This is a genomic window from Pseudomonas sp. CFBP 13710 (genome assembly GCF_014842235.1).
In the GTDB taxonomy this organism is placed as follows: Bacteria; Pseudomonadota; Gammaproteobacteria; order Pseudomonadales; family Pseudomonadaceae; genus Aquipseudomonas; species Aquipseudomonas baltica.
Genome location: NZ_JACYVJ010000001.1, coordinates 216,273 through 231,767, shown reverse-complemented (window position 1 = coordinate 231,767; position 15,495 = coordinate 216,273). Strand labels below are relative to the sequence as shown.

11 protein-coding genes are annotated in these 15,495 nt (G+C 49.1%); 7 read left to right on the top strand and 4 right to left on the bottom strand.

Annotated elements, in window-relative coordinates; translation table 11 throughout:
• Positions 1-26 precede the first annotated feature (26 nt).
• From galE to IFT44_RS00980, 6 genes are all read left to right on the top strand, one after another.
• Positions 27-1,034 (top strand): UDP-glucose 4-epimerase GalE, encoded by a 1,008-nt coding sequence (gene galE / locus IFT44_RS01005; protein WP_192175257.1) that lies wholly within the window; start codon positions 27-29, stop codon positions 1,032-1,034.
• A gap of 7 nt (positions 1,035-1,041) precedes the next feature.
• Positions 1,042-2,484, top strand: a complete 1,443-nt coding sequence (locus tag IFT44_RS01000; protein WP_207106115.1) for a DUF6212 domain-containing protein — start codon at positions 1,042-1,044, stop codon at positions 2,482-2,484.
• Positions 2,481-5,129 (top strand): glycosyltransferase, encoded by a 2,649-nt coding sequence (locus IFT44_RS00995; protein WP_192175255.1) that lies wholly within the window; start codon positions 2,481-2,483, stop codon positions 5,127-5,129. The genes IFT44_RS01000 and IFT44_RS00995 overlap by 4 nt, the downstream gene beginning before the upstream one ends.
• A gap of 343 nt (positions 5,130-5,472) precedes the next feature.
• Entirely contained in the window at positions 5,473-6,666 is a 1,194-nt protein-coding gene (locus IFT44_RS00990; protein WP_192175254.1) for a polysaccharide pyruvyl transferase family protein, read from the top strand.
• 134 nt (positions 6,667-6,800) lie between these two features.
• Positions 6,801-7,451: a hypothetical protein gene (locus IFT44_RS00985; RefSeq protein WP_192175253.1), complete on the top strand. Its 651-nt coding sequence runs from the start codon at positions 6,801-6,803 to the stop codon at positions 7,449-7,451.
• 1,382 nt (positions 7,452-8,833) lie between these two features.
• A complete protein-coding gene (locus IFT44_RS00980; RefSeq protein WP_192175252.1) occupies positions 8,834-9,928 on the top strand; it encodes an FkbM family methyltransferase in 1,095 nt (364 codons plus the stop codon).
• A 178-nt stretch (positions 9,929-10,106) separates the two neighbouring features.
• Here IFT44_RS00980 and IFT44_RS00975 read toward each other — a convergent pair whose 3' ends face one another.
• Positions 10,107-10,649: a hypothetical protein gene (locus IFT44_RS00975; RefSeq protein WP_192175251.1), complete on the bottom strand. Its 543-nt coding sequence runs from the start codon at positions 10,647-10,649 to the stop codon at positions 10,107-10,109.
• Positions 10,650-11,170: 521 nt separating this feature from the next.
• Between IFT44_RS00975 and IFT44_RS00970 the strand changes: the two genes are divergently transcribed.
• A complete protein-coding gene (locus tag IFT44_RS00970; RefSeq protein ID WP_192175250.1) occupies positions 11,171-12,259 on the top strand; it encodes an acyltransferase family protein in 1,089 nt (362 codons plus the stop codon).
• An 85-nt stretch (positions 12,260-12,344) separates the two neighbouring features.
• Here IFT44_RS00970 and IFT44_RS00965 read toward each other — a convergent pair whose 3' ends face one another.
• Genes IFT44_RS00965 through IFT44_RS00955 form a run of 3 tightly spaced genes read right to left on the bottom strand, consistent with a single transcriptional unit; the run spans position 12,345 to position 15,393 of the window.
• The gene (locus tag IFT44_RS00965) at positions 12,345-14,009 is read right to left on the bottom strand and encodes a hypothetical protein (RefSeq protein ID WP_192175249.1); all 1,665 of its coding nucleotides are present in this window, start codon (positions 14,007-14,009) and stop codon (positions 12,345-12,347) included.
• Positions 14,010-14,062: 53 nt separating this feature from the next.
• Positions 14,063-14,398 carry a 4-amino-4-deoxy-L-arabinose-phospho-UDP flippase gene (locus IFT44_RS00960; RefSeq protein WP_192152894.1) on the bottom strand — a complete coding sequence of 112 codons (336 nt, stop codon included), beginning with the start codon at positions 14,396-14,398 and terminating at the stop codon, positions 14,063-14,065.
• Complete coding sequence (locus IFT44_RS00955) at positions 14,395-15,393, bottom strand: glycosyltransferase family 2 protein (RefSeq protein WP_122478386.1); 999 nt, start codon at positions 15,391-15,393, stop codon at positions 14,395-14,397. The genes IFT44_RS00960 and IFT44_RS00955 overlap by 4 nt, the downstream gene beginning before the upstream one ends.
• Between the last annotated feature and the right edge of the window lie 102 nt (positions 15,394-15,495).

Sequence of the window (15,495 nt, the reverse complement as noted above, 5' to 3'; positions counted from 1 at the left end):
CAATCCATAGATAGGCATATAGGGTCATGAAGATTAAAAATATATTAGTTGTTGGTGGCGCAGGTTACATCGGCTCGCACATGTCGTGGATGCTGAGGGAGCGTGGTGAGAACGTAGTAATACTAGACAACCTATCTTCTGGCCATAAAGACGCTGCATTCTGCGGTACGTTTATTGAAGGTGATCTTTGCAATCCTACTATACTAAATACAGTCTTCACTGATCACAACATAGAAGCAGTGATTCATTTCGCCTCGTCTATTCAAGTAGGCGAGTCCATGTCCGACCCTGCTAAATATTATGAAAACAATCTGGTAAATAGCTTAAACCTACTTAATGCCATGCGTAGCCATAATGTATCGAAAATAATTTTTTCATCTACAGCAGCGATTTTTGGCAATCCACAGTATACGCCTATTAATGAGAGCCACCCGCTAAATCCGATTAACACTTACGGCCGGACCAAGCTCATGGTAGAGCAGATATTGGCCGATTATGATCGGGCGTACGGTATAAAATCCATTTCCCTACGTTATTTTAACGCAGCAGGCGCGCACCCCGAGTCTATTCTGGGCGAGCGACACGATCCAGAAACCCATCTTATACCCCTCGTATTAGACGCGGCATCGGGGCGTCGCCCCGACATCACAGTATTCGGTAAAGACTACGACACTTATGACGGCACCTGCATAAGAGATTACATCCACGTCATGGATCTTGGGGAAGCTCACTGGCTTTCGCTACAGCATTTGATTAATGGCGGCGATAGTAACAGCTTCAATTTGGGGAATGGAAATGGATACTCGGTCAACGAAGTCATCAGATCAGTAGAAAGCGTTACAGGATTAGATGTGCCAGTTAAATATGGTTCTCGTCGCTTTGGAGATCCTTCCGTACTGGTATCAGATTCCTCGAAAATCATAGATATGCTTGGATGGGCACCTCAGTACAGCTCGCTAGACGAAATCGTTAAACACGCGTGGCAGTGGCACAAACGCCAAGCAAATGAATCTAATCAAAAGATAGATATTTAACATAAATATGAAAACTAACCAAATCAAGTCACTAAATAGAAAAGTTGATCACACGCCCCTTATTTATAGCATTGGGATCATAGCAGCTGACCTGCCCGCACTAAGTAGCATTAGACTTCCGGATGAATTTAGCCTTGTCGCTTTGAAGTCAAGGGAGGGTCAGATGTATGAGATGGACCTTGAAGGAGAAAAGCGATTAGACTCGCTCCCAAACCATTTGGTGGGTTTCATTGCAGCGAATAAAAGCTCCGCAGTTGAACTTAAAGATATTGCTGATCACTGGGTAAAACATGGCCACGATGTGCCACCCAGCCTCACGGTATTTGACCCAAAAGCTGGTCCGGAAAGTCTTAATAATTGGTTGATCAGCCAACTGGTTAGGTACCAAATATCGACCTCTAGAAGAAATGTTACTCTAATGCGTGAATTGTCAAAGATTCGAATCTCGCATGAGGAAACACTTGAAAGCTATCGTGCACTAGAGCGCTACGCAGAAGCTAACTTTGACTTACATAGAACTGAGTCACTACTGATCGAGCCGTGCAGTAGAGTCATTTTACTGGACGGCGATAAATCTACGGCCGTGCAACTTATGCCAACAGTAAGCGTAGGTATAAGTGATATTGGCGTCCATGTTTCCGCGATTTCTACAGATGCCGATGGCTATCTGCATGTGAAGCTTAATACTGTCGAGTCTTCCGAACAGGTAGGCAGCTGGAAGATCCCATTTCAGAACTTATCATTGAATTGGTTGCGTCTTGCGCTCCCGCAAAGTCTAGGGGTGGATGAACAATCCATATACATCACTATACGCTGGTGCGGAACTGGGTCAGTATCAATATCCGCCGGTGTGCCGCATCCAGATCCCAGGTGGTGCGTTCAGCTTAACGGAGAGGCCGAAAATAGAACACTAGCGATGAAAGCATGGAGGAGCTTACCGCAGACGCGGCCGACCGCAGCAAGTATGAGCAGCCCTATTGACGGACTGCAAGATAAGCGGTGGCTCGTTGCTGAGGATATAATGCGAGGCGTAGCGAATCTCAGCAACAGCAGGGACCACGTTAAGTATTTAGAAGAGCCAAAAGCAATACTTGTGCATCCTATCAATCAAACTCCCGTGCTAGGAAAGCTTGCCCAAGCCGCTCCAGTAGGAGCTAAACATATATGGGCTGACATTCAAAGCGCGAATAAAGAGGCTGCCCCGATTGAGTACGCGCTAGCCATTTCCGTACCAGACCCTGAGACCCTAGACGAAAAGGGTGTCCAATTCAAACCGGGCTTTATCTCAGAGTGGATAACGGTGGAAGGTGGCGCCCAGTCAGAGCTGCATCTTTTCCTGCCTGAGCCTCTGATCGGTACAGGAGATATCTATCTCGCTACAAGATTAAAACCCGGTTACAGCAACGAAAAGTGCTGGGCATACTTTAAAAAAATCAGAGCGACAGCATGATTTCCGTTGCCGAAGTAGATAGATATAATCGCCCAAGCGCGCTGGCGGCCCCTAAAGTCGCAATAGTCATGCCCATATTTAGACATAGCGTCTTAATGACCGAAGCCATAGAGAGTGCTCTGCAGCAGATAGCTGACTTCGCTATTGTCTTGGTTCTTGTAAACGATGGGTGTCCTCATGCCGAGACGGATATTATCTGTTCAGAATTTGTGACTACCTACCCTAGACAGATTGTTTATCTTAGGAAGCAGAACGGTGGCCTAAGTTCAGCCAGAAACCATGGGATCAGGGAGGCTCTAAATCGCTGGACATCGGTGGAAGCTATATATCTCTTAGACGCTGATAATAGACTTCGTCGAAACTCAATCTCACGCGGCATGACCGCCCTGTCTAATGATACTGGATGCGACTGGATATATCCTAACGTTGACATGTTCGGGGTGAAATGGTCAGGAGATTATGGCGGTGAGTATTCGCTACTTATCCACACCACAATGAACATATGTGAAGCGGGCAGCCTTATACATCGGCGAGTATTCGAGAGAGGTATATTTTTCGATGAAAGCATGAAGCTCGGATTTGAGGACTGGGACTTTTTTTTGACGGCTGCGGACGCAGGATTTAGAGGTAAAAACCTAGAAGATTTTGGGCTCCTTTATCGAAAACGTCCAGAAAGCATGCTCGCAGACTCGCATCGCGATCAGGATGAGATTAGAGGATCCATGCTGCGTAAGCACAAAATACTGATGTCTCCTAAAACACTTGTCACTCTCGAACATGCCGAGCTTCCTCGTTATGCATGCTACCTTAGCGACACAAATCAATACTTTCTAACGGTCGATCCTGAACTACCCGGCAGAGTTATAACGCCAGACGAATATTGCAGAATGGTCTGGAATTCGCTAGTTTCACGCAGCCGTGCACACACACCCTCTTTTTTGGTCATAACTAGTTCAAAAACGATCGACACCCTTATAGCTGCGAAGTCTTTGCATTGGGCTTTTTGGTCTCTTGAGCAGGCCCTTACGTCCACTGGGATATCTACACTTAATATTGTTGAAGGCGAGCCTGATCGTCACGCATATGCGACTAGCCTGGGGTCAAATTCATCGCACCTGCAAGCAAGCATTTTGATGGTTGCTCCTAGATGCTTGTATGAGACGCTATTAGATACCAACCACGAATGGATCAATTCGCTTTCTCGCGCGAACTGTGATCCTATTGTTGCAAACGTAACACTGCGTATATCTCCATCCATCCTAATTAACACCTATGAGCCTGACTCCACAGCCGTATACAATTTTCTCTCACAACTGCATATGCTGCGCAATTCTCGATTTAAACAAGCTGTAGCGCATACATGGGAATGGAGGCAGGAAGGCATACCTGAAAGAGCAAGGGCACATGAGGCATCCCGTCGTCAGTTTGGAGGCAATGCCACGTATCCCAAGATCGCAAATTCGGGCAAGCATGTAGGGCTAATTCTCCCCCTTGTAGAATTTGGCGGTGTGGAAAAGGTTGCATTAAATATCGCTAGAGCCTTGAAGAAGTTTGGATGGACCCCGCATCTATTCATACTTGAAAGCACCAATATCAATATGACTGAAGAGTGGAGAGTTGTTTTTGAGTCAGTTAGCTTTCTCAGCGACGAGTCACAAAAGGACTGGGATGGTGCAGTGAGTTATATGGGGACGGATATTTCCCCATGGGCACGCCACGGCAATCATGGCAAAGCTTCTAGCCTCATGTATTGGCTCGACGCGGTAATCAACTGCCACGGCGCCGGGTTACATGGAATGATGGGAAGGCTGAAGCGGTTTGGAATAACTACTGTCGCATCGCTTCATTTAAGTGATAAGTCTATCACCGGCATGCCTGTCGGCCACACGTACCTTGGCCTGGCATATGAGCACGCCTACGATTTTATCGCACCCTGTTCATATTTACTTGCCGACTGGTGTCACTCAATGGGAGTGCCGTACGAGAAAATCGTCCCTATCCCCAACGCACCGGCATACGACATCGCAGATGCTAAACTAGCAGCAGTGCTGGAAGATAGAGCTGCTTCATTCAAAAATAATCGACCACTCCGAGTTTTATTCTTAGGGCGACTAGATAAGCAAAAGGGCTTAACTCATCTTTCTGAGCTAATGCTACAAGCTAATGCATTGAAATTAGAAATCGAATGGCGCATTGTAGGAAAACAAGTCCTCAATGATACTACCGTAGAAGAATTGAGGTTCCCTCAACTCCCCGAACCGCCAGTCTTTGAGTCGACCGCATTGACTGATGTGTATGCATGGGCAGATGTTCTCTTACTTCTTTCAGACTATGAAGGTCTTCCCCTCACTATTCTCGAAGCTATGAGATTGGGTGTAGTGCCAGTTGCAACGGATGTTGGAGCTGTGTCAGAAGTGGTCGAAATGGGCAACGGTTATCTTATCCCTACATCGGATAGAGTCAAACACGCATTGACAGCACTAGCTGCATTGGTAACAGATCGAGCAGACCTCAAGTCCAAAAGCCTAAAAGCATCACTAGCTATGAAATCAAGGACTTGGGAGGCATCTACTCTAATGCTGGCTGAACACTTGGACCGCAAATATTTGCTAAACCACTCCCAAGCCGACGCTTTAGAACAATAGTTGTAGTAGGGAATTAAAGGGTGGGCGCTAGCAAATTTGACCGGAGGTGAAGTCGGCATTGCCTCCGGGTTGCTAGTACCTATACTTACAAAGCGTCAGCGATATGTTGACATGTGAATTGGCCGCCTTGATCATGACGCTCTCGGCACTGCATAATGCCCTACGCTATTGAGCGGATGGAGAGCGGGAATTGAGGACATCCTTCATAAAACCCAGCCCCCACACCGAACCAGGCACTGCTAAAGAGAACGTTTGAGCTGAGGCGAGACATTAGGTATGGATGAGGGTCTACCTGCTACGGGCCGGTCTTCGATGCCAACGCTCACGTGATTAAGGATATAAAATGAACAACAACACTGCAACAAACTTCAAAAGACCAAAGGTTCTTGCCACTGGCATAAATCCGCCGTCCGCCAACTGGATTCTTCGACCTGAAGATATTGGCACGATTCAACCACGCCCTGACATTTCAGATTGGGAAGATCTGATAAAGGCTACAGAGGTCAACGGAAATACAGGAAACTATCTTATTGGCGATGCAGGAATGCAGGCGCTATCTGGATGCGATGTAGATTTCATCCCGTCGTGGCATGTGGTTTTTATTATAAACAACCCTGAACTTCTTAAGGAATTTAGAAAGAAATACGAAAAGCTTGTGATATTTACCGCAAATCTTCTTCGGGGTGACTATTCGGCCGACACCGAACTTTTTATGGTTAAGAAACTAGATCTTCCCACCGTCATGATGAGCGTTGGCATTCAAGACAGATTCAACTTAGACCTGCCCCCTGCGACAGTAGAATTATTAGACATTTTCAAAGTAAAGAATGATTTTATCTTTTGCAGGGGTTTCGAAAGTGCAAACTTCCTGCGTGATAGAAACGTTAATAATGCACATGAAGCTGGTTGCCCATCCATTTTTGCATTCCCAGAGCAAATCAAGCAGGCACTTATGTCGCTATCAGCTATCGACACAAGTCGAAAGCTTAATATCTTAATGAGTGGGTATCTGGGAAATCAAATTGGAACTGTCGAAGATATAAATGCTATTTCTTCGTTTTCCTCTCATATTTCATACGCCCTCCAAGATGATCATCTTTTTTATGGTTTTGATTTCGTACCAAACGATAAGTTGTTTTATGAATGGAACAACGGTTTAATCAGAGGAACTGCCAAATATGAATTTAAAGAGCTAGAAATAAAGCAACCTAGCTACCACATATTCTGGGAGACCGACCAATGGCGTGAGTTTGCATCTACGCATGACGTATTCATTGGTCGTAGATTTCATGGAGGAATAATAGCAATGCAAGCAGGCATACCTGCCCTATTTTTAAACATCGATGACCGTATGCGCGAAATGTTAGGATATGCCGGCTTTCCTTGTTTAGAAGCCAGCATTCTTCAAGAGTCAAAAAACCAGGCAGGACAAATCAACGAATTCATTGATAGCTTTGATTTCACTGAAGCCAAAAAACACTATGAAAAAATTGAAATGCATTTTAGGAGTTTGCTAATTAGTGCGGGCCTCGGTTGACATCCTCATCGCGTATCCTACCGCTGAGCATGTGGATTAGTAGTATTCACACTACAACCCTGCTTTGAGGACATACAGACCGACATAATATTTAGTGCAATAAAAAACTTAACGTCAATTCAGGAAGATTTTAGATGCTGGAACATTTCGAAAGCCTCGGAGATAACTGTGAATTTGGTTTCGTTCAGCGCCATAACGGGTGTGAACCTGGTGGATTACTACGATGGGCAACAGTTCCGCATGAATCACTAATAAAGGCTCTTAAGAGCCGCTTCAGCAAACTTTATCAATACGCCTCTCTGAGCCCTGTGTGGGATGACATGGTGCGCGACGAAGAATATGGAATTGGATTCCATACTAATCTTCGATCAAATGTAGTAAATGGGAAGCGTCAATATATATTGGGCAATGACGAATGCACTGCGATATACGCAGAAGAACAGGAAAAGATAAAATATTTGCGCCAAAAGCTAATTGAGCAATTAAACGACGCAAGCAAAATATTCGTTTACAAAACCAATTATCATTTACAAGACAGCTTGGTCAAAGAAATATTCGCCGAAATGAAGGCTTATAATGAAAACAATGAACTGCTTTTCGTCAGCTCATTTACAGACCAGAATCCCGGAACCGTATGGAAAAATGACAGCGGAATTATTTGCGCGTCGATAGATCGGTTTGCCCCTTACGATAAGGCAGACGATGTCTCTTATGATCTTTGGAGTGTTATTTGTCAACGCGCGCTGGCACTTATTGGCAAAGATTTCGCCGCAGGAAGCTCCTAGCCATAGCTGAAAAATTCACTTTGAGCGTTGCGCGCCGGGATAGTCAACAGTTGCGAGCCGATCTGGAAGGCAAAGAAACATGCTTACTCAGCGATACGGGGCCGAGCAGTTATCACTCAGCCATTGCGCCGGAATACCCGGTAGTGGATCGCCAAAACGCTTTTCTACGCTTTCCAGACCAAGCCTCCACTCTCCTAAACGCTATAGCCTTTCTGGCTGACAAGTCTGGCCATAGATTCGCGATCACAGCAGTCCAGCGCAAGATCACGCTCAACTTAGCACCGCCTTCGTAGCGAAACTCAAAAGCATCTGAACCCTACCGTATGTTACTGATAGCGACGACAATTCTAGCTTCTTACCGGGGCTGGATGCCGGGTTGCTCAATGCGTTGTTAGGCCCTAGATTTTTATTGCGCATTACGTTGTAAAGCCGCTGCACATTTGTTGGAGCCAGTGAATGAATTTCGCTCTTACGGCGGAGCAACCCCAAATCGCGACGGTAGCCATAACCTGCCAACACGTCTACTTGTCTCTTATCCTCACCAACTCCGTATCGGTCACGGACTGGCGTCGCTCCACTCTAGGCTATACCGAGTACTTAAGTCGAACCGCTAGCTGCGAGCGAGAGACAATTAGACATTCACCGGTCCTCCCCCAGCAAGAATGGCCAGTAGATAATCTATTTTGGCGATCGAGGAATTTTCACGGCTTTGTTAAATAATTCAGCTTCTAACGCATTCTTGCCGAACATCCGCTGCAATCCGCGTATCTACATGGGCGTATCGCTTAGCTATGATGTTCGCATCACTGTTTTGCTAGCACCCACCGCCTACACTTTTGTCTTGGTACAGCTCGCGCCATAAAAACAGCTGGTTCGCGTTGGAATCGTTTTGCTGCGCCGTCACGGACACGCTTTATGCCGGTTCCAGGCTCTAGCCTACCATAGGCAGCTTCTGGTCGGTACTCCAGCTGTGTCGTCATTCTCGGCTGAGCAGCTCGCCACATTTATCGTTGCTGTTAGCTATAAAATACCCCAGTGGCTATTCCATAGCTTAAAAAGAGTGGATGTCCTATCTTTTAGGTGGACTCTCTTAACAGCCTACAAAAGGGAACAGGAGCCAAATTAATATTTCTTTGCTTTTGTTTCTACTAATGGGGGCATCACGCCCCTTCTACACGTGTTCGACACAAGTACTTAGGGTACCGACCTTGAGGATTTCTCGCCATACTTGTTATTTTAGACTAGTCGCGCTCGACCAAAGAAGGATGGCCGCCTGCAAAAACGATTGACCTTCTATCCACTTAACAACAGAATCCCTGGGCCAGCTTTCTCGCGTCAATGCGAGTGGATGAATAGGATCATTCATTACAGGCGGACTTCACATGGAAAAATCTTTACGCGACGCTATCTCGGACAATCAGGTCTACCTGGGCGTGCCACTGAGTGACCTGCAAGCGTTTGAAAAATATCGTAGCCCTGACGCTGTCCCTTGCGCAGGCTTCTACACCGACTTTTCCGGCGTTCGCACACGCCTTTCCTATTTCGGGATCGAGAGCCATCCGGCCGAACATGCACTGGGGGCTATACCGTTTCCAGACGATGCCCTGCATGCCGAGGCTATCGAGTACCTGGCAGTTATCTACGCTTTGGAACGAGCGAAGGATTCGTTCACCATCGTGGAACTGGGAGCTGGCTACGGGCCCTGGCTTGTTTTTGGTGCAAAGGCTGCCTTGCGGCATGGCATCAGGAAGATCTGTCTTTTAGCTGTGGAGGCTGACCTGCAGCGTCACACGCTGCTGCATACGAACCTTGCGGACAATGGTCTTCCCCTTCCTGATGAGGTTTCTGCGGGAGCGGCAGGCGATCAAGATAGCTACGTAGACGTGCGGTGCATCCACGGCGCCATATCCGACACCGTAGGAAAGGTTTCCTTTGGTTCTCAGAGCGTCTTCGACTGGGGTGCATCGCCTATAGAGGATGGGAGTAGCAAAGACTACCGAGGGATAACAGTCGATGCCCAAGAGATTGACACCTACACGATTGATTCCGTACTGACCGAGCTGGAGTCGGTCGATTTCATGCATATGGATATCCAAGGGTTCGAACTCAGATCCATACGTGCTTCCCTGGATGCACTGCAACGCAAGGTCAAAGTGCTGCTAGTGGCGACTCACAGTAGGGCTCTTGAAGGCGGCATCATCGATCTGCTGCACGATAATGGTTGGAAGCTTCTCTATGAAAAACCGTGCAAATTTCGGCCAGGTAGCGACATTGACTTAAGCGCTCTCACCTACTTGGATGGCACTCAAGTCTGGATCAACACACGCTTTGGCAACTCCGCATCCGCGTTGCCGCCCTCACCCGAGCTGGAGCGGCTCAAGTCGCATCACCAAACCAGCCTAGACGCCGTCTACCAGTCGACCAGTTGGCGTTTGACCGCGCCTTTGCGATGGGTCAAAAGCTGTTTTAACAAATAGCAACGGGTGGCTGAACCAGCTGAAGAGACTACTCGGCAATTCCGGACCGGATGTAGTTTTGATCCAGGTTTATTTTTGTGCAATCGGACGCAGCCTTCTCCATATAGGCCGCTCAATAGCAACATGACAGCCCCACGCTATTGCGGCCGAAATGAGAATGACCAACCATGCATTGGACTTAGAATAGAGACCCAACATCTGCAATAACCAGATCACAGGAAAATGGAATAAAAATACACCATAAGACATCCCCCCCGCGTACCGTTGAACTGCCCCTAACGTTCCAAACTTCGGAAATTTTAGGAACAGCAGAAGCAAAGGCAGTCCAACGGTTATGCCAAGCGCAACGTCCAGATTGAATGCTGCCGAATGACCAGTCAGGGCTAAAAAACTCACATCCAGCGCTACCGGCCCACGCCAGGCCTACACCTGTCCGGGAAACCGGATCTTCCCGGTGCGCGAGCACGCCTAGCATGAATATGAAGCCAACCCCAGCCAGCAAGCGATACCCATAAAAATCGGCATTCAACAGCCCTAACTGAGCACCTAGGTAGCAGCCGAAGGTTGCGAGGCTGAATGCCCACGCGGCATAGCGACTGCTGAGCAAGAATGGCAATAGAATATAGAACTGTAACTCGGCCCCTAATGACCATGCCGGAGGAACCAGCATGAAATCGTTCCCCCCTGTGAACATGTAAAAATTCAAAGGCACGATCAACATATTTGAAAGCCATGCTCAAAGCGATGGGTTCACGGCCAGAAAAATAGATTTTGCCCCTAGCCACCATAGAACTACTGACATGGTCAGCGCTGCTAGATAAAGGGGATAGATCCTCAAAAATCAATCTCGATAGAACCAACTGGCACGCTCAGTCAATACTAGATTATCTTGTCGGCTCCACAACTTGGCGACGACATGCCCTGCCAATATGTAGAATACTACAACAGCACTGACGGCAAGGTGCAGCCCCAGGAAATTGATATCCATATGGCCAAGTACCACAAGCATGGCCAATATCAGTCTCAAAATCCCCATTTTTCATCTCTAAGTTGGTCTAAGTTGGGCCTTATACCCTATCTGTGCTGCTATAGCAACGAAACGCGGCAGCCTCTTATTAGATCTGTTAGCATTCGCCTCTTGGCAGATTACTTTGCAACCTCGCCACGTGCGAGTGTTTATCAGGTCGTAAAGTTGGCTGCCGAGCCTATCCTTATTATTCCCACCCAACAGTCGACGCTTCCATGACCGCCAGTCCCCCTTCAGCCGCCCGTCTTTACACTCTAGACACCCTCCGAGGCCTCGCCGCGCTGTGTGTCGTGTTCTGGCATTGGCAGCATTTCTTCTATGTCGCCGATGATCCCTCTGCATTCGTTGCCGCACAACAGCCTTTTTTTGCCACCTTCAAAGGGCTTTATGGTCATGGAGGCTTGGCGGTTCAGCTGTTTTTCTCGATCTCGGGATTCGTTTTTTTCTGGCTGTTCGCTAGAAAAATCTCGGAAAGGTCCATTACGGCAAATCGTTTTGCTCTGGACCGGTTCAGCCGGCTCTACCCGCTTCATATCGTGACCTTCGTGGTCGTAGCTGCCCTTCAGGTGATCTACGGCTCGATGCACTCGAGCTCGTTCGTCTATCAGGCCAACGATGCCTATCACGCGATCCTGAACGTTTTCCTCGCCCCCGCCTGGGGCTTTGAAAAGGGCTGGTCCTTCAACGCGCCAATCTGGTCCGTGTCGGTAGAGGTGCTGCTGTATGCCACCTTCTTCCTGATCTGCCTGACTGGGCGGTTTTTGCTGCCCTTGGCAGTGCTCATGTGTGCGCTTGGCGCCTATCTGTACCCTGACTACTACAAGCAAGGCAGCGGTCTGCTGTGTTTCTATGTAGGCGGGCTGACCTACATCAGCTTGCAATGGTTGGAACGTCACGCTGGACCGGGGCGGAGCACGGCGTTGGTATCAGCGGCATGCGCTGCTGCTTGGGTGTATCAGCTAGGCTTTAGCGATAACGTGAACACGTATTTCGTCATGTGCGTCGGCTTCCCACTCTTGATCGCAGCCCTTGCAGGTATCGGGCGCTACTGGCCCAACCTGCTTCGCTCAGGCGCAGTACTTGGAGATATCAGCTATGCGTCCTATCTGATTCACTTTCCGCTGCAGATTGTGTTCGCTCTGACGGCAGACAAGCTGGGTTTTGCGCGCGCTGTGTTCTATCAAGGCTGGGTCATGCTGCTGTTCTTCGCTGTGCTGATCGTACTGAGCATGCTGAGCCACAGATTCCTGGAACGACCTGCGCAGCGGTTCTTGAGAGCACGTGAAGCAAGGCCCCTGCCCTGACGGGGCGAAGACAGCTTGAGAAGTATTGATGGCGTTACAGGCATCTCACCGGGGCCTGGGCCGCGGTGAGAGAGCCATTAGCGGGTCACTGCGGCACGGGTGACCATTGTTTGGTAGCCAGATCGAGCTTGCACACATCGGTAATCGCGTGGTTTTGCAGGTATGTCCGGACGCGCTGATCGTAGTCGTTGTTATTCGGATACGCCAGGTTCCAGTCCGGCGGATTGAACGAGGCGAAACCATTGATCGTGGGCATTCTCAAGAGCTCCGCTATCAGCATCGCGCTGACGTTGTGAGCGTAGATATTGTCGATCACTGATTCCTGTCGTGGCCATCCACTGACGTAGAACACCTTGCAGGTGGCCGGTGCTGGAGTCAGATTTGCGACTTTGGCCAGTTCTACTTTCCGATCAAGATGGATGTAGGCTCGGTTCATTTCTTCGACAATCAGCATTGTGCCCAAAATGCAGAGAATCGACACTGGCAACCGCGGAAGCAATCGCGCTAGGTAGACGGTCACGACGACAGTCAGCGGGAACATCAGGAAAATCTGGTAGGCACTCACCACGTTCAACGCTTTCGCACCTGGGAACAAGGTGTATACGAAGAACCAAAGGCTTCTTTCGTTCACCTTGATGACGCAGGCCCATGTGATCAACACGGCCAGGCTCACTGCCCAGGTAAACTGTGTGATTGGGTGGTGCTTGCGCTGACGAAAAATGGCAACGGTTGCAAAGCAGAACAGGACGAAGATGATGGGCGCGATGCCTGTGTTGTAGTACTCGCCCTCCCAGGTGTAGCCGGGAAATATCACTTTTATAGCGTTGTTGTAGATGCTGCCGAACAGTATGTTGGTTTCGCCCACCTGCAGAATGCCAGGCAGTTCCACCACGTACTTCAGGGCGGACTCGTACGACCGCACCCCAGACTCGGCTGCCTTGGGCAGGTAGACACTGAGCAACGGAATCATTGCAATGATGGCTATCAAACCTACGCTGGCAACCACCCACCAATGGCGCAGCGTGGCCTGCCATAGCGCCCGACGCTGCTGTTGATCCGCGACACAGAGCAAGACGAAAGCCAGGATCACCGTGAAGAAAATGAAGAACCAGGTGATATAGAAACAGGTCAGTGCCCACGCACCCAGCGCGATGCCCGCCGAGCCGCCCCTGACGCCCAACCTGACCCTGTCGCCGGCGAGCAACGCCACGTACGCCTGATGCAGCAGGACCGTGACGATGGGGGCAAATGCCAATGTCGCCAGTTGAACCCGTGTGCCGTGCACCGTGAGGTTGTTGGCGATCAGGAACAGCCCTGCCGACAGAACGGCCCATCCGTAGGACACTCGGAAGACCTTGCGCATCATCCAGTAGAAGCCAAGGAAACCAATGGCTCTGACGACGATGTTGCTCAATTCGGAAGCCAGAAAGGAATCGGGACCAAATTGCCGAATGACTGAATAGATCACCGCAATCAGAAAATAGCCGTCTGTTTGCGCGAGCGTATTTTTATAGGGATAAAAGTAATACAGCTGCGACCATGGCGAATCGCCGCGAAACACATTCAACCAATGTTCGAGAATGGCCACGACAATGGCGGCATCGTAGCTGTCGCCATAGAGAACGGAAAAACCGTTATTGATCTGCACCCTGAACTGGATGTAGAGGAAAAAACACATCGCAAACAGCAGGAACAGTACTTTTCCTGCCGATCGGAATGGCTGTAAAGATTGATGCTTTTGAACTTCCATGAAGTGTTGGTCCACTGCTCGGCTGGAGGAATGAAGGCGAAGAACTCGGACTGTCAGGCTTTCAAAGCCACTACGATCCCACTCATGATGAGTGCTACGCCAACAAAGTACTGCACGCTGAATCGCTCCCCGAACACGAAGTGACTGCCAATCGGGACCAGTACGAAGGCCATTGCCATCAACGGATAGGCCTTACCCAATTCGATTTTCTGCAGCACCCATACCCACGCAATTGTGGTGATACCGTAGAGCGCGAAGGCGGTGAACAACGTGATCAGTGTCTGAGGGTCGAAGATACCCGCGCGCTGCAGCGATGCCGCGCTCAATTTGAAGAGTATCTGCCCACCGGCGATGCCCAGAACACACAGTACAGCCACGAAGTAGATCATTGAACGTTGTCCCGCGCTTTGACCTTGACCTTTTTACGGGTTCGATGGAACGGGTGTCGAGGGCTGGATGCAATATCATGGCCGATGAACGCGAGCAGCAGCTGTACCCCTATGATCACGGGCAAGGCCGAGAGCATGACGGTTCCAGCCGGTGTCGGAATGTCCGTGTTCAGCGAGTCGATCCAGTGCGAAACGCCGAAGATGCCACCCCATACCAGCAGTACCAGCGCGATCGGAAGTTCCAGAGAGGCCAATGACATTCCGCGCAAATAGTAGTTGTAGAAAACCCGTTTGCCAAAGTTGCGAATGTGTTTGAACAGGAATTCACCCACCACTTTCGAGATCTTGAGATTGCTGACCTCGTCTTCGTATTTCGCATCCATCGGGATGTCGATCACGACAGCCCGCAATGTGTTCAGACGAAACAGCATGTCTGTTTCAAAGAAATAGCGGCGGCTGATTCTGTTGAACGGTAGATGGCGCACAACATCGGTATGAATGGCGGTGAAACCGTTGGTAGGGTCGAACAGATCCCAGTACCCGGATGACAGCTTGGTCATGAACGACAAGACAGCGTTGCCGAACAGACGCATTTTCGGCATCGCCGAAATCTTTTCGAGATCGTAGAAGCGATTGCCTTTTGTGTAGTCGGCATGACCGAGAAGGATAGGCGAAATGAAGCTTTCGATGAGTGTCGGATCCATCTGGCCGTCGCCATCAATTTTGACGACGATATCCACGTCATCATTCAGTGCGGCCTGGTAACCGGTCATCACCGCACCGCCCACCCCCTGGTTTTCAGGGTTGCGCAGGACCACCACACGCGGATCCTGGTTGTTCTGCTCGACGAAGTCTCCCGAGCCCTCGGGACAGCAGTCGTCGACCACATAGATCGTCTGGATTTCAGGCCCGATACTTTCGATGACACCAAGGATGTGTGCTTTGACTTTGTAGCTCGGAATGACTACGGCTACTTTCACATCGTTTACTAGCATTTACAGCTCCATTCAATGTCATCGGCGATCACTTTCGCTTGTAGAGAAAGTTACTTCGCGCCTCAGGAAAACCGGGATGATTCACCGGTTTCTCAAGCTATT